Here is a 23,799-nt window from a genome sequence, read left to right on the forward strand (position 1 = left end):
GAGGGGGGGAGGGGGAGAGTTCTTGAGATGGGGGGATGGTGAGTCCAGTGCCGTGCGCGGGATAAGCGCGTTGAGGCTCCTGGACTGGCTGGCTCTCCCGTTGGGGGAGAAAGAATTGTCTCCTTGTCTGCCTTGTCCTCCTTGTCTCCCACTCCCCCACACCACGCTTCCCCCACTCCCTAGTCCCTAGTCCCTAGTCCGTATATATTGTTCCCTTTGATTGCCTAATGCTAACTCTTTATCTTGAAAATCTAAAAAGGTAGTCTAAAAGTGCGAATTGAAGAGTTATAAAGGCGATCGCATAATGAAGCAGAACGTTTTGGGTTTTCTTGTAGTTTTTCTACGACTTGCCGACCAAGGGGAGTGAGACGAAAACTATCTGTAATTCCCTGACCATCGACTTCCCTTCGCAATATACCGACTTGGATTAGCCAATCTAAGGCGTTATCACATGCTAATTCTGACAAAGGACGTTTAGTGTAGCCACTTTTAACACCAGAATCAAGGGCGATCGCACCCACTGGTACACTCTGATGACGCATCGCTGTAAATAAACACACATTGAAGGGAGAACAAACAAGCGATCGCTCGGCTCGTTCTACTGTGCTAGCAGGATAAAGAAAAGTATTCTGGTTTTGCAAATCTACCCCAGGCATTTTGTATTTGGCTTTTTCACCGAAGTTCAAAGAATTTGTCTGTTTTCGCACTAATTATTTTCCATGCGTCACAGTTTTATTCACTTAATCATTGTAAAATCTCAGATGCACCAACAATCAACAAATAGGAAAGGTCAAGTATGCCTCTAGCAGTTGGTACGGATGCACCTGCATTTACCACCAAAGACACTAACGGCAACACCGTTTCTTTATCTGATTTTGCAGGTAAGACGGTAGTTCTGTATTTCTACCCCAAAGATGACACCCCAGGCTGCACCAAACAAGCCTGTAGCTTCCGCGATGCTCAACCTGAATATCAAGGTAAAAATGTCGTCGTGTTAGGTGTCAGTGCCGATGACGAAGCCTCTCATCAAGCGTTTACCGAAAAATATAATCTCAATTTTCCCCTTTTAGCTGACAAAGACAAAAGCCTAATCCAAGCTTACGATGTCGATGGCGGCGGTTATGCCAAGCGCGTCACCTATGTGATTGACCCTAACGGTAAAATCACCCACGTTGATACTACTGTCAGCACAGCCACCCACGCCAGCGATGTCTTAACTGCTCTTGGGCTATAGCCAAGACTCAAAGAAGGTAAAAGGTAAAACTACTTTTACCTTTTATCTTTTTTTGGTATGTGTTATGTCCGACAAATCATACACATCTTCGGTAAAGACGTTCCATCGGAACGTCTCTACTATGCTTGGGGCATGACATGATATCACTTGATCTTTTTTTGGTATGTGTTATGTCCGACAAATCATACACATCTTCGGTAAAGACGTTCCATCGGAACGTCTCTACTATGCTTGGGGCATGACATGATATCACTTGATCTTTTTTTGGTATGTGTTATGTCCGACAAATCATACACATCTTCGGTAAAGACGTTCCATCGGAACGTCTCTACTATGCTTGGGGCATGACATGATATCACTTACCCGACTGGGGTGTTATTACAGGTGGTCTAATCACCGGCGCTACCCCTACACTTGGGTTGATTGGCTGCTGTTTACCTTGAAGTAGCATTTGTTGTCTTTTTTTAAAATCTAACGCTGCTGTATCTAATTGTTGATTTTGTTCTCTGCTAAAGTCTGGGTTGACACTGCCAAAATTAGCGTTATGAATCAACTGAAATAGACTAAAAGGATTTTGCTCAGTGTTATTGATAGATAAAGGATCGCTACTGTTTAGTGGATCGATGTTTTGCGGATCGTTCACCCGGCTTTGAGCCAAGCTAGGTTTGGGCATTAGCAAGGAAGTAACGCAAATTCCAGCCACAGTGAGAATAACGAGTTTGGTCAGCGGTAAAAATGAGATTTTCATGCAGTTTTGCCCCTCCTTTAATATATTTTCACATCAATTATGCTTTGATCTTAAGCAAGAGTCCGGCGCAATTGGGGTTGAATGCTCAATAAGGCGACAACAGCAAAGCCCAATAATATCAGCAAGGCTTCACCAAAGGTAACAGCACCCCAAGGAGCCTGCATGACTACACTACCTAGTCCCCAATGACTGTGGAGATAGAGATAGCGAATTGGTTCGATCGCATAACTGAGAGGGTTGAGGGTGGCTACAACCTGCAACCATTTAGGCATGAAGGATAAAGGAGCCAAGGCGGTGCTAGCGAACAATAGCGGCAGGTTAGTGACAAAAATTACCGCAATAAGTTCAATATGTCCGGGTAATGCGAAAGCCAAACCAAGGGAGATCGCAGTCACGCCCAAAGCCAAGAGAAAGACAATTAAGGCGATCGCACTCAAACCAGCTACATCCGGTAGTCCCGCCCCCAAAAACGCCGCAGCCGTCACAATTACCGCCGCTTGCAGCAAACTTTGGCTAATAATAAAGATTGCCGATGCCAACACAATCGAAAACCGCGACGCCAAAGGCGCCACGAGTAACCGATTCAAAAAGCCGAATTCTCGGTCAAACATGATCGGCAAACCCGCATTCAACGCTCCAGCAAATGCAGTAAAAACAATTACGCCTGCACTCAAAAACTGTCCGTAATTTGTGGTATTGCCAAATATCCCTTTTGGTGCATTTTGAAACAACGCACCAAACAGCACCAACCACATCACCGGCTGAATAATTCCCGCAATCAGCGTTGATGGACGACGCTGCAACTGAATAAACAAGCGACGAGTCAAAGCAAGCGTTTCTTGAACCAATTCACCGAAAAAATTAGGAGCAGCATCAGCCTTAATTGACGGCGATGCTAGTTGTTGCCAATTTATATCAGATTTAGGAGTAACACTCATATCGATTTTGGATTTTGGATTTTAGATTTTGGATTGGGCAATGGGCATTAAAGAAGTAGCTGGAACTGATGTGCCTTATAATACAATTTTTTCCATGCCCCATGCCCATTGCCCCATGCCCTACCTCATATTTTGTTTCTTTTCTGCCTTCGGATCGCGATTTGCTACGGCTGCTAGTTCTGCATCCATCAATGTGCGTCCTGTGGCAGCGAGGTAAACATCATCTAAACTAGGACGAGATTGGGCGATACCAAACATCGGTAAGCCTGCGGAATTCAGCTTTTGTTGGATGGTAATTAAAGCATCATTTTGCTGTGTCACCACCAAGTTGAGGGAATTACCTTGTGCGCTGTTGATAATGACTTCTTGGACAAAAGACAAAGATTGCAAGAGGTTTTTGGCAACTTGAGCTTCTTCTAATGGGGAGAATTCACGGATTCGCAAAGTAATGCGATCGCCTCCTAATTTATCTTTCAGTTCTGATGGTGTGCCGGCGGCAATTACAACACCGCGATCGATAATTGCCACGCGATCGGCTAGCGCGTCAATTTCTTCTAAATAATGGCTGGTAATTAATACTGTTGTTCCAGCCGCACGCAACTTTCTTAAGAAATCCCATACCACAAAACGGCTATCTATGTCAAGTCCTACCGTTGGCTCATCTAAAATTAAAACATCTGGTGCATGAAGTAAACCAGCAGCTAAATCTAGACGCTTGCGTAAACCACCAGAGTAAGTTCCTGTTTTTTTATTAGCGTATTCCTGCAAACCGAGTAAATCTAATACCGTATTTACCCGCTCCTTGATTATCTTGCCCGGTAAGTGATAAAGTGCCGCTTGCAGTTGTAGCAGTTCTCGTCCAGTCAGCACTTTATCTAAAGCAACTTCCTGCGCTACATAGCCTAGCTTTTGTCTGGCAGCTTTCGGATTGTCCAACACAGAAATACCAGATACTTCTATTTTGCCAGCATCTGGTGTAGTAAGAGTACATAAAGTACGCAAAGTAGTTGTTTTCCCGGCTCCGTTGGGACCGAGTAAACCAAAGATTTCTCCCGGCTCTACCTGAAAGGAGACATCTCTGACGGCTTCAACTGTACCGTAGCGCTTTTGTAGGTTTTGAATTAAAATAGCGGGAGCCATAACAACAGCTTATCCCTAATTTACAAATCTCAATAAAGTCTAACTATTTTTATTGTAGCTGTGTTTCTCATGCCTAATGAGTGGGCAATGGGCTTTTCCCTCTCCCCTCTTCAAATCCCCATGCCCAATAGACAACTCCAGAATTTAATTATACGTTGCCCACAACCCTTGTAGAGACTTCGTATTTCGCGTATCTACATTGTTTTCTGGAGATGCCCAATAGACAACCGATCTGGAAATTAATTATGCGTTACCCACAACCTTTGTAGAGACGTAGCATTGCTACGTCTCTACATATTTTCCACTTTCTATGTCTAATGTTCTATTCCCCATAGTTGATATATCTTTATCTATATTTGCCTATAATATAGGCAAGTAATCACTTGCATTAGTTTTGTGGAGAATTTTGGATCAAAGACAGCCCAAACTCGTGCGCGGTTGATTAAAGCAGCGACTGAGGTATTTGCGAATGAAGGTTTATCTGGAGCGACAACCCGCGAGATTGCGCGTGTTGCAAAGGTAAACGAAGTAACTTTGTTTCGTCATTTTCAAAACAAAGAGCAACTACTAGCAGCCGTGATCCAGCAAATGATAGCTTTACAGGCTGAAGCCCTAGCCAATGAGGACGAATGGACTCAGGATCTACTCATCGACTTAAGACATTATGCAACACTTTTTAATCAGATGTTGGAGGAACATGAAGGTTTAATTCGGACATTTATTGGGGAAGCGAAGCGACATCCTAATGCTGCCTGTCAAATATTACATGATGCTGCTGAATCGCTGTATAAAAAGTTAATTGCATATTTACAAAAAAATCAAAAAACCGGCACAGTACGTCCAGAGATAGATGCAGAAATAGCAGTAGATATGTTTACTGGTATGTTACTTTCGGGAATGCTGCGTCGCACTGCTACCCCAACTACAGTCAGCTATAGCCGTGAATGCTACATCGATGCTTGCGTTGATTTATTTGTCCGTGGTATTAGCACTATGCCAATTAATAGAGATACAGCAGAATTTAGCAGTCAGAAGTGAAGAAGGCTTTATATCTGGCTTTTGAGGCTGAGATGATGTACTTATGTACAACTTGCAAACTGGTGTAATTTATCTCTCACAAAACAAGAAAAGTATTGATTCAAGTTTTTTACTAAAAATATAGAAACTATAAAACACAGATCAAGCCAAACGACCTAGACAAATAAGGGAAAAATCATTTAAACAGGGATTTTTCGGCTAAAAGCAGGTTGCCCAAGTCTAAGTAAAAGAAGAGAAAACAACGATGCCTCATTCTAATTTACCTGAGTCCTCTGCATCCGTAGAAACAGAAATTGCTGTTAGCGATCAGCATCAGACTGAACAAGAATCTGTATCAGAGCAACCTCAAAAGCCACGCAAAAAGCAACGTTGGCTGATGATATTGGGAATTATGCTGATAATCTTAGGAGGTGCAGGTGTTGGTTGGCGTTGGTGGCAAAGCCGTAGTGAGAATGCCAATCAAGCCGCTGGAGCAATTGCCCAAAAACCGATGGCAGTTCCGGTAAAGTTAGCCACTGTGGAAACTGGAACTATTAGAGAAAGTTCGCAATTTATTGGCTCTTTAGAAGCTTCACGTTCAGTACCAATTAAACCACGAATAGAAGGACGAATTAGCCAGGTTCTTGTTAAAGAAGGCGATCGCATTCAACAAGGGCAAGTTATTATTACCTTGGAAAGCGATGATGTTAATGCCCAGCTATTACAACAAAAAGCGGCACTAGAAAGAGCGCAAGCAAATCTTGCCCAACTCAAAGCAGGTACGCGCTCTGAAGAAATTGCCCAAGCTAGAGCGCAAGTAATTCAAGCTCAAGCAAAACTTCGAGATGCTCAATCGGGATCGCAACCTGCGGAAATTCAGCAGGCTGAAGCTCAAGTTAATTCGGCTCAATCGGATCTCGAACTTGCAAAGTCACGAGCAAAGCGATACGAAAAATTACAAAAAGACGGTGCAATCTCTCAAGATACTTTAGACGGATATATTAAGGCGCAACAAAGTGCTGATGCTGCACTTCTCGCAGCCAAAAAACGCTTAGAGCAACTCCGTCAAAGCAGAGGTTCTGATATTAACGAATTAGCGGGTGCTTTAGAACAACAAAAACAAAACTTAACCCAAAAGCAGAACGGTTCCCGTCCCGAAGAAATTGCCCAAGCACGAGCGCAAGTAACTCAAGCAGCAGCTCAAGTTCAGGCAGCTCAAGTGCAACAGCAATACACTAAGGTACTGGCTCCTTTTGCGGGCATTATCGGTGCCATCCCGGTGAAGGTAGGGGAGTATGTGGGCAAAGGAGATCATCTCAGCACACTTACCAAAAATGACTCTTTGGAACTGAATATAAACATTCCTCTCAACCAAGCCAAACTGTTGCGCTTGGGCTTACCTGTGCAAATGCTTAATGCCCAAGGTAAAGTTACAGCAGGGGGGAAGTTGAGCTTTATTTCCCCAAATGCTAGTTCAGATTCCCAGACAGTTCTGGTTAAAGCTATTTTTAATAATTTTGGCGGGCAACTGATGAATCTTCAGTCAGTGCAAACCAGAGTGATTTGGGATCAGCGTCCGGGAATTTTAATTCCCGTTACAGCAATATCTAATTTGGCAGGAAAGACTTTTGTTTTTGTGGCTGAACCACCAGAACAAACACAAGAATCTAAACCAGAAGAATCTAACAAACAACCTAAACCAGAAACGCCAACTTTAGTCGCTAAACAAAAGCCAGTAAAGTTAGGTGCAATTGAAGGGAATAATTATCAAGTTATTGAAGGATTAAAGCCTGGTGACAAAATCGTTATTTCTGGCATTCTTAGCTTAAGAAATGGTGCTGCTATCAAGCCGGCGCCAGAAGAAATGGCGAATCAAAATGAATTAAAAACTACCAATTAAACTAGTACCGCAAAGCGGAAGTCAAAAAGCTGATAATTTAGGCTTTTTAAAGATTTTAAATGGCTGCTTTACTTCCATCGATATGTACTAGCTAGACGGTCATGAAATTGGCATTTGACAACGCACACCCAAAAATTAACTTTCTCTAGCCCAATGCCCAATAAACATAGGCGTTGACAAAGATGTAGAGACGTAGCAATGCTACGTCTAATCAAGGATTCTGGGTCACGCATAATTAATTTCCACATCGGTTGCCCAATGCCCAATGCCCAATGCCCAATGCCCAATGCCCAATTTTAGTAACTTATGTTTGTCAATACCTTCATTAAACGCCCAGTTTTAACGACTGTCTGCACAATCATCATTTTGCTGCTGGGAAGCATTTGTATTCCGATTTTGCCAATTTCGCAGCTACCAGACCTCGCTCCCGTCCAAATCACCGTTAGTTCCAACAATATTGGTGCAGATGCTCAAACAACAGAAAACACTGTTACCAACATTATTGAGCGACAAATTAACGGCGTTAAAGATGTTTCTTATATCTCTTCTAACACGGGTAATGACGGCGCGAGCAATATAGTTGTTTCCTTTCCGACTAATGTCAATTCTGATATTGCTCAAGTCAACGTTCAAAACAAAAAGGCGATCGCCGATCCGCAATTGCCAGATACTGTTAAACGAACAGGTGTCACCGTCGAAACAGCATCGAGCAGTCTCCTTTTGGTATACGGTTTCTACGCAGAAAATAATGAGTATGACAACATTTTTATCAGTAATTATGTTGACCAGCTTATTCTCGACCAGATTAAACGGGTTCCTGGTGTGGGTAGTGTCAGGGTTTTTGGGGAACGCAAATATGCAATGCGTCTCTGGCTCGATCCAAATAAGCTTGCACAGTATAAGCTAACACCGCAAGATGTGACAACTGCCCTGCAAGAACAAAATATTCAAGTAGGTGCAGGAGCAATTGGTAAAGAACCAGCACCAAAGAATCAAAGCTTTGAATTTGCTTTGCGGGCAAGCAGTCGATTCAAAGATGTGGCTGAATTTGAAGACATGGTGCTAAAGGTGGGTCAAGTTGGTAATAATCCTGATGCCAGCGGTGCTGTTAATACTAATTATACCACCAGTAGCAGCTTAGTTAAACTCAAAGATGTGGGTCGAGTTGAACTAGGAGCAGAGAATTATCTTGCTGATGCTAAATTCACCTTACCAGGGAGTAATCCCAAGCCGGCTGTAGGTTTGGGGATATATCAACTTCCGGGTAGTAATGCTTTAAACGTTGCTCACGCTGTCGAGAAACAAATCGAAGAGTTAGCGAAGAGTTTTCCTCCCGGACTGAAGGGACAGGTCGCATTTGACACGACTCCCTTTGTGGAAATTTCCCTAGAAGAGGTGCTGCATACCCTGGTTGAAGCGATTATTCTGGTAGTCTTGGTAATTTTTGTCTTTTTGCAAGACTGGCGGACTACGATTATTCCTACGGTTGCGATTCCTGTTTCTTTGGTGGGGACATGTGCGGCTCTGTTGGTTTTAGGATTTCAGATTAATACACTAACTTTATTTGGTTTCGTTCTGGCGATCGGTATCGTCGTCGATGATGCGATTATTGTGGTGGAGGCAGTTGCAGTCAAGCTAGAACAGGGGATGAAGCCTCGTGAGGCAGCTATGGAAGCAATGAAGGAATTGACTGGGGCAATCATTGCCACCTCACTTGTACTGATGGCAGTGTTTCTTCCCGTGGCATTTGTTCCGGGAACCACTGGTATTGTTTACAAACAATTTGCCTTAACCGTTGCTTGCTCGATCGCTATCTCGACCTTCAATGCTTTAACGTTCTCTCCCAGTATGGCAGCTATCCTGATGCGTCCAGCACAGCCGGGATGGGGACCTTTAGGCTGGTTCTTTGGGCTGTTTAATCGCGGATTTGCGTGGTTTACGCGCCGATATGTGGGGTTTGTCAGTTTCCTCACTCATGTGAAACCGATTGTCATTGGGGTTTTTATCGCTGGTTTAGTAGCAACGGTTTTCATGTATAAGCTAGTACCTACTGGCTTTATTCCAGAGGAAGATCAAGGTTACTTCTTTGTAATTGTTCAGGCTCCTGATGGAGTTTCTTTGCAGTACACCGAATCAATTATGGAGCGGGTTGCCAAAGAAGTCACATCGGTTCCCCAAGTGAAAGCTAGTTTTATGATCGCTGGCTTTGGTTTCGATGGAAATGCTTCTAATTTAGGGATTGCCTTTGCCAATTTGAAACCTTGGAAAGAGAGAACTGAAGAATCTCAATCTGTTTATGGAATACTTCAGAACATAAACAAAAAGCTCTCAACGATTACAGAAGCCAGAGTAATTGCGGTGAATGCTCCACCGGTTCGCGGGTTGAGTAGTACGGGTGGTTTTGAGTTTATCCTTCAAGACCGAACTGGGAGCGCTCCCATTGAAACCTTTGTTGAGAATGCCCAAAAATTTATTGCAGCGGCAAATAAAAAACCTGTTCTCCAAGGAGTTTTTACTCAGTTCACGGCAAATACTCCCCAATTTCAAATTCAGGTGAACCGCAACCAAGCGAAAGCTCTGAATGTAGATATTAACCAAATTTTTGGGGTGTTGCAAAGTTACTTGGGGTCACAATATGTGAATGACTTTGTGCAAGGACAGCGACAATATCGGGTATATATCCAGGCAGATGGAATTTTCCGCTCTAATCCTGATGATATTGGTAAGCTGTATGTTCGCTCCGGTAATGGGACAATGATTCCGTTGAGCAATTTGGTGCAAGTTACCCCCTTTGTCGGACCGAAAACCATCTCCCATTATAACTTGTACAGATCCATCAAAATTCAGGGCGCTCCGGCTCCTGGTGCGAGTTCTGGAGAAGCGATTAAAGCGATGGAGCAAGTAGCAGCAGAGGTTTTACCCGAAGGTTTTGGTTATGAGTGGACGGGGACTTATCTGCAAGAAAAGACTTCTGGAGGAGCCACAGCGCTGATTTTTGGTATAGCAATTGTGATTGTGTTTCTGGTGTTGTCAGCTCAATATGAAAGCTACACTGACCCGATCATTATTTTGCTGACGGTTCCCCTAGCAATATTGGGAGCGATGACGGCAATTTGGCTGCGATCGAATGTGTTTATGGTCGGTAGCCTTTTTCCTAAAGTGGTGGATGATATCTATTGTCAAGTGGGTTTGGTGACTTTGATTGGTCTGTCAGCGAAGAATGCGATTTTAGTTGTGGAATTTGCCAATCAGCTGCTTGAGCAGGGTATGAGCATCACACGAGCAGCGGTAAAAGCGGGGGAAGAACGTCTGCGACCCATCTTAATGACTTCTTTTGCCGCGCTGTTGGGATTTTTACCTTTGGTTCTTTCTGAGGGTGCTGGAGCCAGTAGCCGTTGGTCTTTGGGGACAGCGCTTTTTGGGGGACTGCTGCTGGCAACGTTCTTGAGTTTGTTCTTGGTACCAATTCTCTACATATTGGTTAAGAGTCTGGCTAAGGCAATATTTTCTCGCAAGCGTCCACCAGGAGGCTCGAACCCTCCAGAAACCCCAAATCACAATGGAGCGTCAGGAGCGAAGCGTGAAGCTTTACCTGCTGGGTCAATTCAAAAAGAGACACAACTTAGGTCGCAGCCGGATGGGAAAACGGCTTGATGGTAGATTATATCATGTCAGGTTTATTACGACTAATGTAAAGACGTAAAGAGTGGAACGTCTCTACGACTAATGTAAAGACGTTCCACTCTTTACGTCTCTACGACTAATGTAAAGACGTTCCACTCTTTACGTCTCTACGACTAATGTAAAGACGTAAAGAGTGGAACGTCTCTACGACCGTTGCGATGTTTTTATTACTGTTAATTAAACGGACATGATATTATCGCCCAATACGGCTCAGTTAAGGTTTTTGGTATTTATTTTAGACCTGTAGAGACGCGAAATTTGAGGCAGTGCGTTGCGGAGGTCACGAGGGTTGAATCACCTGCGGTGGCTTCTCTACATATTAATAATAAGTAAAAATATTGACTTAATTGTGTTATGTCATATCAGTAGACATCTCCAAAAATGAACTATGCGTTGCCCAAAACCCTTGTAGAGACGCGAAATTTCGCGTCTCTACATTGTTTTCTGGAGATGTATAGTAGACAAACGTCGTGAAAATGAACTATGCGTTACCCAAAACCCTTGTAAAGACGTTCCGGTGGAACGTCTCTACGTATGACTCTGGAGATGTCTAGTAAATTACTCAGAATTCTACATTCTTTTCCACGCCTATGTCTCACAGATGCCCTTTTCGAGAGTTTATGCAAAAAACCCCTGCATCGGAATTCGGACCACAAACTCTGTTCCCTGCCCCGCAGTAGAATGACACTCAATGTTGCCACCATGTTTTTCGGTGACAATCTGATAGCTAATTGACAAGCCCAATCCAGTCCCTTTGCCAACGGGTTTGGTGGTGAAAAAAGGATCGAAGAGTTTAGAGCGAATGGGTTCTGGAATACCGACACCGTTATCGGCAATGCAAACTGTGACCCAGTTAGTGTCGATCGCAGAGGTACGGATGGTGATGGTGGGAGAAGCGATCGCTGACTCTTCTAAGGCATCGATCGCATTACTCAAAATATTCATGAAGACCTGGTTCAGTTGGCTAGGATAGCATTCAACCTCTGGTAACTGTTTGTAGTCTTTGATGATTTCGATGGCAGGAAAATCGGGTCTGCCTTTCAGACGGTGTTGCAAAATCACCAGAGTGCTATCGATACCTGCGTGGATATCGACGGGTTTGAGTTCCGATTCATCCAGACGAGAGAAGTTGCGGAGGGAGAGAACAAGGTCGCGAATGCGATCGCTACCCATTGCCATCGAACCTAGTATCTTCACTAAGTCCCCTTGCAAAAATTCCAGATCCAGGTCTTTTGCCCGCTTTCGGATTTCGTCTACTGGGTTGGGATAGTGCTTTTGGTAGAGTTGGACAAACTCTAGCAAATCTTGAGTATATTGCTTCACATAGGTCAGGTTGCCGTGAATGAAATTCACCGGATTGTTGATTTCGTGGGCAATTCCAGCCACCAACTGACCAAGGGCAGCCATTTTTTCACCTTGCACTAGATGCAGTTGGGCTTGCTTGAGGTTTTCTAATGCCTGGTTGACTTCATTGGTGCGTTGTTCCATCATGCGGGTAGCATTACGCAGTTGCAGATGCACCCGGATGCGTGCCAGTACTTCTTCGTGCTGAATCGGCTTGGTGATGTAATCCACAGCACCCAGGCTCAAGCCTTTGACTTTATCCACCGAATCAGAAAGAGCGCTCATGAAAATAACCGGAATATCCCTAGCGGCAGGATTGACTTTGAGCCGCTGACAGGTTTCAAAGCCATCGATTCCTGGCATCATTACATCCAGCAAAATCAAATTGGGCTGAGACAATTGCAGACGTTGTAGGGCAGTTTCACCGTTTTTGGCGATCGCCACCCGGTAGCCCTGTTCGCTCAACAAATCGAACAAGACTTGCAGATTGGTCGGGGTATCGTCTACGACTAAGATCGTGTTCTCTTGAGAAATAGAATCAACAGACATCAGCAAACTCCAATAGTAAATGGACATCTGGTAAGTAGCTGGGCGTAATTAAAGTGCAGATGAACCTAACCCCCTAGCCCCCTTCCCTACGTTCGCGAAGCGTCTTGAAGAGAGGGAACCGAAACTCTTTCTCCCCTTCCCTCCTAGGGAAGGGGCTGGGGGTTAGGTCTCCCGAATTGGCATTTCACATTTAATTCCACCGACCTACTTAGAAAAGACGTAGAGACGTAGCAATGCTACGTCTCTACAGGGGTTTCGGGCACTGCGGCTCGATCAGACGGAGAATGCCTTCGTCATCAAACTGTTGACTCAGTTCTAGAACTCGGTTCGCAAAGACAGTATATTCGGACGATAATTGCTTCAGGCGGTTGGCTTCCTGCTGAATATCGGTGATAAAACCACCCTGGGCAGCGGCATAGAGGGCTGCCAGTTCTGCGGCAGGGGGCACCATTATCCGGGCAACCTCATCGGCATTGCTAACAGTGGGTTGAGTTGCCTCTAGCTCGGTTTCGTAAATCCACTGCAAATTCAAGAGTCGCTGCAATTCGGCAAGTAGCCCAGTAAACTCGATTGGCTTTGGGAAAAAGCTACTGCACCCAGCATCTAGACTTGACTGTATATCCACCTGAGATAGAGTGGCAGAGGAAGCGATGATCGGCGTGGTGGCAAAGTCAGTAAATTGACGCAGCCGCCTGGTCATTTCTAAGCCATCCATGATAGACATACATACATCGGTAATAATCAAGTCGGGGCGCATTTGGATCGCCAGATCCAAACCCGTTTGTCCATCCCCAGCTTCTGCCACCTGAAAGCCCAGCGGTTCGAGCATATTCACTACCACCAGACGGTTTTCTTCGCGATCGTCGATCGCTAGAATTTTGCGCTGATCGCCCTGGTAGCCGATGACTTTTTGGTTGGCGATTCTCCCCTTGAGACACTGGGCGATCGCCTGCCCTACTATCCAATCGGCAGCGGGGATCAAGTCTAATTCAAAGGAAAAAATACTGCCCTGACCAAGGACACTCTCGACTTGAATGGTGCTGCCCATTTTCTCAATTATCTGTTGGCTGATGGCAAGTCCCAGTCCAGTCCCTTCGCTATTGCGATCGCGGTTTCCGGCTTGCTCAAAGGGCAAGAAAATTTTGCCCAGTTTTTCCGGTGCAATGCCAATGCCCGTGTCTTGAATTTGGAAGCGAATCCGTTGGACTGCATCGGGTTCGGGAGCTTCGCCGACTCTTTCAACTCGGAAGGTGACAGTGCCAAAGTCGGTAAACTTGACGGCATTACTGAGTAAATTCAGCAACACTTGCCGCAGACGTTTGTCGTCGGCATAGACGGCAATAGGCAGGTTAGCGGCGGGCTGATAGTGAAACTCCACGCTCTTTTGCTCTGCCTTGACACCGCAAATATCCACCGTGCACGCGAGGAAGTTCGCCAGATGGAAATCTTCGGGATAGAGTTCCATCTTTTGCACTTCCAACTTCGACAGATCCAGAATGTCGTTGATCAGGGTCAGTAGGTGGGAACCGCATTGCTGAATCACCCCTAGCCCCTTAAGTTGTTTTGTCGTTGTTGCCCCATCGCGCTGGAGAATTTGGGCATAACCCAGAATGCCGTTAAGCGGAGTGCGGAGTTCGTGGTTCATGTTGGCGAGAAATGTGCTTTTGCTGCGGTTGGCAGCTTCAGCGACTTCCTTTGCCTGTTGCAATTCCTGGATTGCTTTTTCTAAATCTTGGGCTTGCTGCCGAAGTTCTTGCTGGTATGTCTCTACACATGTAGCCGCCGATTGAATTGTCTGTGCCAGGAACTGGATTTCGTTATTTGGCAATCCACTGGGTATGATAAAATGGTCAAGCCCATTGCGATCGGTAACTGCTTTGTTCAAACTTTGGAGTGGATGCAAGACAACTCGCTGAATCATCACCGTCATCAGCGCCAAAATTGCTGCCATCCCAATGAGTAGGGTGAAGGTAGAAGTAGAGAAGGTTTGCCAAGCTTGCTGTTGCAGTTCTTCGGCATCGAGAATGGCGATCGCTAACCCCCGCCGGTCTGCCAGACCAAACAATGTACTGCTAAAAGGCAAAATTGCGACTAAGGCTGGCTTACCATCTATGGTGGTTCTGAAGCTCGTTTCCAAACCCGTCTGAGAAGCCTCTTCTAATACTTGAGTTAATTCTGGATGAATTGAAGCATAGGGTGGATTTCGTAGTGCTGATCCACTCCGAGCTAGGGTTTCTCTATTAGGACTAACGATCGCAACTTCCACCACCGTTGGCAATGTCGCGTAGTTTTGCACCACTCGCTTGATAATGCTTGTATTCCCCAGTTCAATTAATCCCTCCGCAGAAAACCCGACCCCCTGGGTAATCGATTGGGCACGTTGTTCTAGCTCTTTCTCCAGTTTTGATTGAATCAAGAAGTAGTTCAATCCCAAGGTGGTTAAGCCGACGGTTGCGAGAGAAATACCAAAACCCAGCAATAGTTGGTGGGATAAGTGACTTTTAGATGACTTCTGCCTCATGACTTCCATCCTGCTATTGCTTCATTGACGAGGGTGGCATCAATTTCCACATCTTGCCGAATCACCCGACCATGACGCGGATCGGCTTTGAGCAATTGGACAATTTCTGCCTTTGCCGATTTGAGACGACCCTCTGGGGCAAACATCCGCTGGTTTAAGGTCATATCACCTTTTTTTAATCCAGCATAATCACTGGCAAAAGACTCACCACTTTGTCCCAGTTGTTCTCCAACTGCGTTAAACACTTTTTTTGGCTGGGTTTCAACTGCGTGCATTACATCAAACCATGCCAGCATAAATTGCTTTAGTTCGGCTTTTTTCGCTTTCACGATACTGTTACTGGACATCAAGGTATCAATCACCAGACTGTCTACTTGCTTTGTGGTGTGAATTATATTGCCTTTGAGGCTCTTGGCTGTCTCCCCTAGCACTGGTTCCCACAACACGGCAGCATCAATCTCACCTTCCTTAATTTTCTGAGCCGCTACATCATTGGAGTAATCCAAAATCTGCACGTCACAGGGTTTGATCTGATGGGACTTTAAAGCTTCCAGCAAAGTTAAATGGCTGATGATTCCTAACTTTGTCCCCACTTTCTTCCCTCGCAAATCTTCTACGGATTTAATTTCTGGTTTGGCAAAAATTCCATCTGCTCCCGCAGAAATGTCGAGCGTCATTAACACTACCGGATTGCCATTGCCCGGATCAACCTGCATCACCTCCCAAAACGTAGTAAATGCGGCATCTAACCTACCGCGCATTACTGCCCGACTGGTATCCTGGGAGTTATCAAACAGCAGAAACTCAACCTTTAGTCCCCGTTGCTTGAAGATTTCTGAGGTTTGGGCATAGCGGGCAATATCATACCCCGGAAAGCTTATAGTTCCGACCCGGAGCAGTTTGAGCGATTGGTTTTGCCCAAAGTTACAGGCATTGGTCAGAAACGTCAAGGAAAGGGCGATCGCAAACAAATAGAAAGAGGTAGGTTTGATACCTAACTTCAACTTTTGCTTCCACCAAATACCTAATGTATCTATCATAATTTCGGCAATTTTCATAACTTACCAAACTAACTCTGGGAAAACTTTACTCAAAAAATGTTTTAAAAGTCCTACTGCGGGTAGAAAAAAGCAATGCGTCAGCACCGGTGGTCGAAATCATCTTGCAAATGAGGAATCTGCGTCTTTTTTACGCTCAAACCTATTGACTGAAGTTAATTAATAGACATCGACCTAAATTAATTATGCGTTGCCCGAAACCCTTGATTAGACGTAGCACAGAATAGTCTCTACCTATGACTCTGGAGATGTCTAATAGGTGCTTTTTGTCCTCAAGGGGAACTACAATATCTCAGAGATACTGTCGCCACTCCAAAACCAGTGGAATTAAGATAATATATTTACATCAGTTATAGTTCCCAGATTGACTGGCTCAAAACACAATATCTACTGAATTTTCACAGAACGACACCTGCCAAAATCAGTGAAAATTGGCGTAGCAATTAAACAGTGGCGATCGCACCCTTCAAATATGGAAGAAATTTTCAGTCGCAACTACACTAAGACTTAGGCAACTGGCACATATATCGGGGTCAAAAGTCCAGATTTTTTGGACTTTTCAAAGGGTGACTCTTCACAACCTCTACGAAAAAAATATGACACTTGCACTCATTCCTATACACAAACCCTCGTCTGCGATTAGGTGGACTCACCTGAAAATAGGGTTTAAAATTTTATTTAGTGAAAGTGAAAATAAATGTAGAGACCTAGCAGTGCTAGGTCTGTTGGGTTCAGGCAGCGCATAATAAAGCAGTCGATGTCTAAGATAAAATCATTCAATTTGAAGCTGCGGCATGAGTTGGAGAGTGCCAATACCTAACTCTTTCGGCGAAAGCGATCGCGCTTCAAATAAAGCCATCATATCTCGCAATTGCGGATTTCCGCGAGAAGCTCCTGTAAGTCCTTTGGCAATAATCAAGCCACAGTAACCCTGAGTATTTTTACACCGCTGATTCCATTTTTTCCGTGCTTCTACGTGAATCGGGTCATCATCTAAAAATTCACCAAAGAGAAATAATTCGCCATTGTTAGTTTGCAATAAACCTAAGTCGTAGCGATCGCCATCAAAGGGATCGGCACCGGGATTAAAACAAATTGCTTTGAGTCCCCCAGCAGCTTCAACACTTTCAATTACAATCTTCGCCTTAGGACGGGAAGTCTGAATTAAAATCACAGGCAATCCGTCACCTACTTGTTGAATTTCGCCTGCTTCATGGTATATCACACCGTTGCGTAAATACTCCAACATTTCCCAAGACACCACACCTAAGCTGAGAAAAGAATCTTCCGGAATTAAGTCATCTCGCAATGACCGCAACATTGGGTTATTAGATAAATCCCCCTCTTCAGTGCTACTAAAGCCTGCCATTTCCTCTAATTCACCTGCTAACTGTGGCATCGTCGAAACAGTGATACTCAGTGATTTAGTTAATTCATCCAATGGCAGTGTAATGCGATAGCGACGGCTTAAGGAAACGAAAGCTTCTCCTTGAAGCTGGCGTCGATGGTCACGGATAAAGCGAGACAAGCCTTCTAGAGCCACCAAGACTACAATAGCTTCTTCGTCATACAAAACAGACCGCAGTCCTTCTAAAGGGTGGATATTGCCGAATGTAGGGTCAATTTGCGATAACGGCAAATCTGCAAGATCCTCAACATCATCCTCATCTTCCTCATCTTCATCTTCATCAATGGCGTTGTTACTCTCAAAGGTGAGAAACAGACAATCTTGCTTGAGAAAAGCTTCTTCTAAACGCTCTTGCGATTCATCATCTCTTAAAACGGTGGCGCGAAATCGCTTGAGAGAATCTTCTGAGCGATAAAATAAAATTCCATACTCCATCCCCAGCATTCCCATCACTGAGGCATAAAGTGTACCGACATCCCACTTATTAATTTCTATTGATAAGATTTGTTGTTCTTCTAAAAATTCCCAAGGAGCTGCGCTCCAGATCGCTAATGCTCGATCGCGGAGGGTTGACGCATACTGTGGAGGTAATTCGGGGACTTGACTATCAATGATTTCCCCAAATCCGCGAAATAGTTCATCAATTAAATGCAATTCGGGTGTGTAGTCAATGGCAATATCCAAATCTTGCAGTACCCCACGCAGGTAAAATTGGATCTCGCGATCCCTAACAACTATTCTTTGGGGACGAGCTGGTTTTGCGGGACTGTGGGGATGTTCCATTGCTCGCATGAGAGTGCGAACGATCGCCTCAGGACCAGTCTCTGGATCGACAACATCCATCCCGCGCACAATTCCTTGGGAGCCATCCACCCAAAGAATGCACTCTCCTTTTTCCTCCGAATCATCTCTAGTTGATGATGACATCGGACGGCGATCGCCCTCCCATACAGAAGGAATTTGAATTAATTTCTGTAACCGACGACTGGTAGAGCGATTAAAACTTGTCATAAAGTAAAGAAGAGTCGAAACAAGCAATGTGCAAGTAAACTTAAGGAAAATGGCAAGCGTTAGCTAAAAATTAATTAACGCTCGCTGCACCTTTACAGGGGTTGGGCTGCTGGCTGCCACCATATTCAAAAACACCGAAATACAAACACCGAGTCCCTCAATTCTAGAATAAAAATCTTTAGCTGCTTTTTGCGGCTTTTAAAGGAGTATTTACAATTTGGTACTCTGGGACATCAATGCCGCTAGAATAAATACAAAAACAGCAAGGGGCGACCTCGGCGTGAGAGCTTGGGGTTTCAACTTACAAACTTGTCCAGACAAGGTTCTGGTTATACCACATAAAGGAGTTGAAAAGATGACACAAGCACAAGTATCTCAACGGGGAATTCAACTGAGTGAAGCCGCATTGCGACAAGTCAAGAGGTTGCAGGATAGTCAAGGGGCAGACCTCTGCTTGCGGGTAGGAGTGCGTCAAGGTGGCTGTTCTGGGATGTCTTACATGATGGATTTTGAAGACGCCAGTAAGATCACCCCCCAAGATGAAATGTTTGATTATGATGGCTTCAAAATTGTTTGCGATCGCAAAAGCTTATTATATCTTTATGGCTTGATGCTTGATTACAGCGATGCCATGATCGGCGGTGGTTTTCAATTTACTAACCCCAATGCCAATCAAACCTGCGGTTGCGGTAAGTCATTTGGTGTTTAGTTCATAATCGAAAGTCCGTAGTCAATAGTCCACAATAATTGAAGGGTTTTTGACTATTGACTATTGACCCTTAACCCTTGACTATTGACTCTTAACCCTTGACCATTGACTAATAATTTATGACTCAAACAGTTGAATCCCTGTTTGATACAGGTTTAGAACGCTATAAAGCTGGAGAATCAGTGGATGAATTAATCCCTGTGTTTCAAGAAGTATGCGATCGCGCTCCTAAAAGTAGTTCCGCTTGGACTTGTTTAGCGTGGCTGTATCTGATAGATAATAAACCCAACTCTGCTCACAAAGCCGCGCAAAAGGCAGTAAAATTAAATCCCCAAGACGCACAAGCAAGGATTAATCTCGCTCTAGCAATGCTGGAAAAAGGTGAAAAAGGTCTAAGGGAACATATTGATTTTGCCCAACAATTAATATTTGTTAACCCTGAATGGCGGGATGATATCAAAACCAGCATTGAAGACGGTTTAAGCAGAAAACCAGATTGGCAGAGTTTGCTAAAAGTCAAAAGCTGGCTGTTTCCAGAATAATTGGGCATTGGGCATTGGGCATTGGGCATTGGGAATTAAAGATGCTCAATTTATCATGCACAAATAAGTAGGATTCTTTCCAGTCCCCAGTCCCCAGTCCCCAGTCCCCAGTCCCCAGTCCCCAGTCCCTAGTCCCCAGTCCCCAGTCCCCAGTCCCTAGTCCCTAGTCCCTAGTCGATATATGAAAGATAAATTGTTAAACTGGTTAAACTTAATTTTAGTGGCAGATGTGTTTTTGGTTTTTTTAGGTTTTGGGTGGTTAGTGATCGCTGCAATTGGTGATGCTGCTGGAGTTAATCTGGGTTTAGATTTATGGCATAAACTTTGGCAACCTGTATTTAATCCGGCGATCGGCATCGTCATGGGTGGTGCTATTCTTAGCGGTATTATCAATTGGGTTTCTAAGAAATTCCTCTCCAGTCAGTAGTTAGCGATTCACAACGCTCCAACCAACCATTAGACTTCGACTGAATTTAATTATGCCTTGCCCGAAACTCTTGTAGATAGAGCTAGCACTTGGTAGTCTCTAGGTCTTTTATACCAGATGTGAAAATACCTATCAATGTAGAGTGGGTTAGGACGAATGTCTGTAAGGCACCCCCAACTAATTATGAGCGGTAAACCGCTCACTACAAATTAAGAATTAACTTTATTTCAGGATTTGTGCTAAAGCAGGTTTTAAATTAGGGTACAAGTACTCAAAACCTGTTTTTAAGGTGCGTTTGGGCTGGACTTGTTGACCTTCAAGAACTACAATTGCTCCATCGCCCAAAAGAGCTTCAATTGCAAAACTAGGGACAGGTAGCCAAGAAGGACGACTCATTACTTGCCCCATAGTCTGGGATAATTCTGACATGCGGACAGGATTAGGCGCAGTAGCATTATATACGCCTTGCATTTCTGGTTTCGTTAAAGCAAGCAGTATTAAATTTACTATATCATCTAAGTGAATCCACGAAAACCACTGCTTCCCGCTGCCAATTGGACCACCAGCGAAGAGTTTGAAGGGGGTAATCATTTTGCCTAAAGCACCACCGATTCCCAAAACAATACCAAAACGCAAAATTACTAATCGCACACCAGATGCTTCTATCTTTTTCGCTTCAGCTTCCCAAGCTTGGCAGACTTGAGCAAGAAAATCGTGACCATTCGTGCTGGTTTCGTCAAAAGTAGCGGTTTCACTGGTGCCATAATAGCCAATAGCCGAAGCGTTGACTAACACAGATGGTTTGGGGTTAGTCAGAGCGATCGCTTCGACGATTTTTTGCGTACTGAGTTTGCGACTATTGAGGATTTCTTGCTTGCGCTCTGGTGTCCAACGTCCCTCACCTATGGGTTCTCCAGCAAGATTGACTACAGCGTCACAACCGGATAAGGTGTCTTGCCAAGAACCAGAGACAGTTGGTGTATAAGCAATAATTTCTACATTCGGGAAAGCCTCAGATGGGAAAACTTTTTGGGCAAAGGTGGTGTTGCGAGTTAACACCACCACTGTTTGACCTTCAGAGTTAAGTCGTTCTACCAAACGACTGCCGACAAATCCTGTTGCTCCGGTAATTGCTACTTTCATTTTTGCACTTCTGCCCAATCTACTATTTTAAAGTTTTTGATCAATTTTTCACCAAAGTCCTCTGAGATGAAAATTTGATTGTGTCTTATTTTGCTTTACCTGATTGGTTTAATTATGAATCTATAATTACTTGCCTTTTACGTGCTTCGATATTATACGATGGACGGAGTGTTGCAAGGCGTGGGGCTATTATGGCTCGCTATACGTGTTCATTTATTGTTTCTGTGACTATTGATCATCTCCAACCGTTGCTTGTAGAACTTCTGCAAGACTGTGAGTTTGATGTTCAATACTATACAGCCGATTACATTATGGCTCGCGAAATTCCTGGTAGTGTTTCCTTCTCTAAGTTAGTGAGGGTGGAAGTTTTGATTGATAAATCAACAGCCACAGAAACAGAAACCCGGATGTCTATTGTGATTAAAAATGAAGAATTGCCTCTTCAACTTGATAATCACTGCCGCCAAGTGTTTGAATATTTCAAGCAGGCGATCGAACATAACCGACATTGGCATTTGATTGAAACCATTGCGGGGTAGCCAGTGGCACATAATAAGCAAAGCGTTTGCTGTAGCTAGCCAGAGTATCAAGCTAAATGGCAGCAACACGCTCCTTCCAAAAAAAAAGAACGAAAGATGATGTTAAAAACATACCAATTTTGGCAGGTTTTCAATCTTCCATATCCTCGTCTAGATCTTCAGCCATGCCGGGATTTATGAGTGTGATATCATACTCTGTGACATCACTTTCCACCATCGGTCGCGCAGTATCTCTTAACAGGTAATAAATAGCACGTACCTGAGGACCAAAAACAACCTCGTCTTCATTTTTGAGATCGTGTGCTGATATTCTGCGACCGTTGATCATTAAACCGTTAGCACTAGGCTTGCCTTTGGCATCACCATCGACAATCCGATAATAATAACTATGGTTTTTATCGTCTCGTGGCAGTCTAACTAATGTGGCATGACGGCGCGAGACAAACTGCGATACTAAAGTAATATCGCAGTCGCGTCTACCGATAGAATACAAAGGGCGATCGAGCGTAAATTCTTTGCGTCCTTGATCGTCTTCAATAATCAGTAGATGGCTTTCATTAGTTTCTGCTAGCTTAGTTTCTGCTGCCATTGACAAATCGTTGCTAGAAGTGGTTGTGTAATTAATTAAAAGTTGTTTCGTGTAGTTTCTTGCCATTTTCGCGCACTCAAAGTCTGTAGTACTAATTCAATATGCAGTTTAATTGCATATTCACTTGTAATATGAAAAAACGAAGATGTTCTACTTTGTTGGCTGTTGTCGCTCTTTTAAGAGTCTCAACAGTCTTTGTGATATGCGTAATAACGTGACTAACGACTTAGTTTAACCTGAGATGGGCAAAACCAAGACCTGTGCTGAAAAATTTTACCTCTAAAGAAATGTTATACGGACGATGGGCTTGCTCGACGTAATAATAGTGAATTGGTAACAACGCTAACAGAACTAAACGCCATTAATGCAGCAGCACCAGATGGACTCAGGACAAAACCGAAACTGGGGAACAATACACCAGCGGCTAAGGGAATGCCCAATGTATTGTATGCAAAAGCCCAAAATAAGTTTTGACGAATTTTGTTGAAAGTCGCACGACTTAGCTGAATAGATTCTACAACGTCGGTTAAGCGATCGCGCATCAGTACAATCTCAGCAGTTTCCATCGCTACATCCGTCCCAGAATGTAAAGCAATTCCCACATCGGCTTGCGATAAGGCCGGGGCATCATTTATACCATCCCCGACCATTGCCACTAGGGAGAGGGGGAGATGGGGAGAGGGGGAGTGGGGAGTTAGGAGTGGGGAGTTAGGAGTGGGGAGTGGGGAGTTAGGAGTTTCCCAAGTTTGTTTGTCCCCAAGTTGTCCCCCTTTTTGCAAAGCCTCGATCGCTGCTGCCTTTTTGCTGGGAGGGACACCTGCCATTACATTCTCGCTATCTAGTCCTAATTGCTTGGCTATAGCAGTAGCTGCCTCTAATCTATCCCCACTCAGCAGCATTACCCGCAAACCCATCAAGCGTAACTTGTCAATCGCTGCTTTAGCGTCTGGTCTGAGGGTATCTTGAACGGCAATTAACCCGGTTAAAATCCCTTCTAGGGCAACGTAAACGACAGTTTTACCATTTACTGCCAATTCCTCTGCCATCTGGTGTGCAGTTTCACTAATAGAAATTCCGTGCCAACTTAACCAGTCGCTATTACCTAAAATTACCCTTGTACCTTCTACTACAGCAGACACCCCAAGTCCTGGTTCGGTATGAAAGTCTTTAGCGTCTGGGATTGATAATTGTTGCTGCTGCGCTTCTTGCTGAATCGCTTTTGCTAAGGGATGGCAAGTACCGCTTTCTACTGCTGCTGCTAGCTGTATTAGCGAGTAGGGAGTGGGGGGAGTGGGGGG

General features: G+C 44.3%; 19 protein-coding genes. 8 read left to right on the top strand and 11 right to left on the bottom strand.

The window, feature by feature from the left end; genetic code table 11:
* Window positions 1-251: 251 nt before the first annotated feature.
* Entirely contained in the window at window positions 252-707 is a 456-nt protein-coding gene (locus OGM63_RS18050; protein ID WP_318528489.1) for an Npun_F0494 family protein, read from the bottom strand.
* A gap of 89 nt (window positions 708-796) precedes the next feature.
* On the opposite strand from OGM63_RS18050, the gene OGM63_RS18055 reads away from it, so the two are divergent.
* Window positions 797-1,234, top strand: a complete 438-nt coding sequence (locus tag OGM63_RS18055; protein ID WP_263747022.1) for a peroxiredoxin — start codon at window positions 797-799, stop codon at window positions 1,232-1,234.
* A 355-nt stretch (window positions 1,235-1,589) separates the two neighbouring features.
* Here OGM63_RS18055 and OGM63_RS18060 read toward each other — a convergent pair whose 3' ends face one another.
* The 3 genes from OGM63_RS18060 to OGM63_RS18070 all read right to left on the bottom strand — a co-directional run bounded on the left by OGM63_RS18060 (window position 1,590) and on the right by OGM63_RS18070 (window position 4,060).
* Window positions 1,590-1,982 (bottom strand): hypothetical protein, encoded by a 393-nt coding sequence (locus OGM63_RS18060; protein WP_263747023.1) that lies wholly within the window; start codon window positions 1,980-1,982, stop codon window positions 1,590-1,592.
* 50 nt (window positions 1,983-2,032) lie between these two features.
* On the bottom strand, window positions 2,033-2,920 hold the full coding sequence (locus OGM63_RS18065; protein ID WP_263747024.1) for an ABC transporter permease: 888 nt from the start codon (window positions 2,918-2,920) through the stop codon (window positions 2,033-2,035).
* 120 nt (window positions 2,921-3,040) lie between these two features.
* A complete protein-coding gene (locus OGM63_RS18070) occupies window positions 3,041-4,060 on the bottom strand; it encodes an ABC transporter ATP-binding protein (RefSeq protein ID WP_263747025.1) in 1,020 nt (339 codons plus the stop codon).
* 396 nt (window positions 4,061-4,456) lie between these two features.
* Between OGM63_RS18070 and OGM63_RS18075 the strand changes: the two genes are divergently transcribed.
* The 3 genes from OGM63_RS18075 (at window position 4,457) to OGM63_RS18085 (ending at window position 10,631) form a co-directional block, all read left to right on the top strand.
* Entirely contained in the window at window positions 4,457-5,098 is a 642-nt protein-coding gene (locus OGM63_RS18075; RefSeq protein WP_263747026.1) for a TetR/AcrR family transcriptional regulator, read from the top strand.
* 244 nt (window positions 5,099-5,342) lie between these two features.
* Complete coding sequence (locus tag OGM63_RS18080; RefSeq protein ID WP_263747027.1) at window positions 5,343-6,977, top strand: efflux RND transporter periplasmic adaptor subunit; 1,635 nt, start codon at window positions 5,343-5,345, stop codon at window positions 6,975-6,977.
* Window positions 6,978-7,283: 306 nt separating this feature from the next.
* Window positions 7,284-10,631 carry an efflux RND transporter permease subunit gene (locus tag OGM63_RS18085; RefSeq protein WP_263747028.1) on the top strand — a complete coding sequence of 1,116 codons (3,348 nt, stop codon included), beginning with the start codon at window positions 7,284-7,286 and terminating at the stop codon, window positions 10,629-10,631.
* A 648-nt stretch (window positions 10,632-11,279) separates the two neighbouring features.
* Here OGM63_RS18085 and OGM63_RS18090 read toward each other — a convergent pair.
* From OGM63_RS18090 to OGM63_RS18105, 4 genes are all read right to left on the bottom strand, one after another.
* On the bottom strand, window positions 11,280-12,554 hold the full coding sequence (locus tag OGM63_RS18090) for a sensor histidine kinase (protein WP_263747029.1): 1,275 nt from the start codon (window positions 12,552-12,554) through the stop codon (window positions 11,280-11,282).
* A gap of 244 nt (window positions 12,555-12,798) precedes the next feature.
* Window positions 12,799-15,075 (bottom strand): ATP-binding response regulator, encoded by a 2,277-nt coding sequence (locus OGM63_RS18095; RefSeq protein WP_263747030.1) that lies wholly within the window; start codon window positions 15,073-15,075, stop codon window positions 12,799-12,801.
* Window positions 15,072-16,133 carry an ABC transporter substrate-binding protein gene (locus OGM63_RS18100; protein WP_263747031.1) on the bottom strand — a complete coding sequence of 354 codons (1,062 nt, stop codon included), beginning with the start codon at window positions 16,131-16,133 and terminating at the stop codon, window positions 15,072-15,074. Before OGM63_RS18100 ends, OGM63_RS18095 begins: the two co-directional genes overlap by 4 nt.
* Window positions 16,134-16,905: 772 nt before the next feature.
* Window positions 16,906-18,552, bottom strand: coding sequence for a DUF6930 domain-containing protein (locus tag OGM63_RS18105; RefSeq protein ID WP_263747032.1), 1,647 nt, complete (start codon window positions 18,550-18,552; stop codon window positions 16,906-16,908).
* A 355-nt stretch (window positions 18,553-18,907) separates the two neighbouring features.
* Here OGM63_RS18105 and OGM63_RS18110 point away from each other — a divergent pair, with 355 nt between their 5' ends.
* The 3 genes from OGM63_RS18110 to OGM63_RS18120 all read left to right on the top strand — a co-directional run bounded on the left by OGM63_RS18110 (window position 18,908) and on the right by OGM63_RS18120 (window position 20,230).
* On the top strand, window positions 18,908-19,261 hold the full coding sequence (locus OGM63_RS18110; RefSeq protein WP_263747033.1) for an iron-sulfur cluster assembly accessory protein: 354 nt from the start codon (window positions 18,908-18,910) through the stop codon (window positions 19,259-19,261).
* Between the two features lie 119 nt (window positions 19,262-19,380).
* Window positions 19,381-19,803: a tetratricopeptide repeat protein gene (locus tag OGM63_RS18115; RefSeq protein ID WP_263747034.1), complete on the top strand. Its 423-nt coding sequence runs from the start codon at window positions 19,381-19,383 to the stop codon at window positions 19,801-19,803.
* Between the two features lie 181 nt (window positions 19,804-19,984).
* Window positions 19,985-20,230 carry a DUF8620 family protein gene (locus OGM63_RS18120; RefSeq protein ID WP_039744130.1) on the top strand — a complete coding sequence of 82 codons (246 nt, stop codon included), beginning with the start codon at window positions 19,985-19,987 and terminating at the stop codon, window positions 20,228-20,230.
* Window positions 20,231-20,452: 222 nt separating this feature from the next.
* Here the strand turns inward: OGM63_RS18120 and thyD are convergent, their stop codons facing one another.
* Window positions 20,453-21,373: a thylakoid membrane protein ThyD gene (thyD, locus tag OGM63_RS18125; RefSeq protein WP_263747035.1), complete on the bottom strand. Its 921-nt coding sequence runs from the start codon at window positions 21,371-21,373 to the stop codon at window positions 20,453-20,455.
* Between the two features lie 80 nt (window positions 21,374-21,453).
* On the opposite strand from thyD, the gene OGM63_RS18130 reads away from it, so the two are divergent.
* Window positions 21,454-21,912 carry a hypothetical protein gene (locus OGM63_RS18130; RefSeq protein ID WP_318528490.1) on the top strand — a complete coding sequence of 153 codons (459 nt, stop codon included), beginning with the start codon at window positions 21,454-21,456 and terminating at the stop codon, window positions 21,910-21,912.
* Between the two features lie 130 nt (window positions 21,913-22,042).
* Here OGM63_RS18130 and OGM63_RS18135 read toward each other — a convergent pair whose 3' ends face one another.
* Together OGM63_RS18135 and OGM63_RS18140 are read right to left on the bottom strand one after the other, a co-directional pair.
* A complete protein-coding gene (locus OGM63_RS18135; RefSeq protein WP_318528491.1) occupies window positions 22,043-22,567 on the bottom strand; it encodes an FHA domain-containing protein in 525 nt (174 codons plus the stop codon).
* Between the two features lie 224 nt (window positions 22,568-22,791).
* Window positions 22,792-23,799: HAD-IC family P-type ATPase (locus OGM63_RS18140; protein WP_263747036.1), on the bottom strand; the 1,008-nt coding region annotated here is incomplete at its 5' end.

This window comes from Plectonema radiosum NIES-515 (assembly GCF_025753815.1).
In the GTDB taxonomy this organism is placed as follows: Bacteria; Cyanobacteriota; Cyanobacteriia; order Cyanobacteriales; family Nostocaceae; genus Hassallia; species Hassallia radiosum_A.

What these genes read in the sequence shown, in the direction of transcription:
- OGM63_RS18055 (WP_263747022.1), top strand. Translation starts at nt 797, where the DNA reads ATGCCTCTAGCAGTTGGTACGGATGCACCTGCATTTACCACCAAAGAC.
- OGM63_RS18060 (WP_263747023.1), bottom strand. Translation starts at nt 1,982, where the DNA reads ATGAAAATCTCATTTTTACCGCTGACCAAACTCGTTATTCTCACTGTG.
- OGM63_RS18065 (WP_263747024.1), bottom strand. Translation starts at nt 2,920, where the DNA reads ATGAGTGTTACTCCTAAATCTGATATAAATTGGCAACAACTAGCATCG.
- OGM63_RS18070 (WP_263747025.1), bottom strand. Translation starts at nt 4,060, where the DNA reads ATGGCTCCCGCTATTTTAATTCAAAACCTACAAAAGCGCTACGGTACA.
- OGM63_RS18080 (WP_263747027.1), top strand. Translation starts at nt 5,343, where the DNA reads ATGCCTCATTCTAATTTACCTGAGTCCTCTGCATCCGTAGAAACAGAA.
- OGM63_RS18085 (WP_263747028.1), top strand. Translation starts at nt 7,284, where the DNA reads ATGTTTGTCAATACCTTCATTAAACGCCCAGTTTTAACGACTGTCTGC.
- OGM63_RS18090 (WP_263747029.1), bottom strand. Translation starts at nt 12,554, where the DNA reads ATGTCTGTTGATTCTATTTCTCAAGAGAACACGATCTTAGTCGTAGAC.
- OGM63_RS18095 (WP_263747030.1), bottom strand. Translation starts at nt 15,075, where the DNA reads ATGAGGCAGAAGTCATCTAAAAGTCACTTATCCCACCAACTATTGCTG.
- OGM63_RS18100 (WP_263747031.1), bottom strand. Translation starts at nt 16,133, where the DNA reads ATGAAAATTGCCGAAATTATGATAGATACATTAGGTATTTGGTGGAAG.
- OGM63_RS18105 (WP_263747032.1), bottom strand. Translation starts at nt 18,552, where the DNA reads ATGACAAGTTTTAATCGCTCTACCAGTCGTCGGTTACAGAAATTAATT.
- OGM63_RS18110 (WP_263747033.1), top strand. Translation starts at nt 18,908, where the DNA reads ATGACACAAGCACAAGTATCTCAACGGGGAATTCAACTGAGTGAAGCC.
- OGM63_RS18115 (WP_263747034.1), top strand. Translation starts at nt 19,381, where the DNA reads ATGACTCAAACAGTTGAATCCCTGTTTGATACAGGTTTAGAACGCTAT.
- OGM63_RS18120 (WP_039744130.1), top strand. Translation starts at nt 19,985, where the DNA reads ATGAAAGATAAATTGTTAAACTGGTTAAACTTAATTTTAGTGGCAGAT.
- thyD (WP_263747035.1), bottom strand. Translation starts at nt 21,373, where the DNA reads ATGAAAGTAGCAATTACCGGAGCAACAGGATTTGTCGGCAGTCGTTTG.
- OGM63_RS18135 (WP_318528491.1), bottom strand. Translation starts at nt 22,567, where the DNA reads ATGGCAAGAAACTACACGAAACAACTTTTAATTAATTACACAACCACT.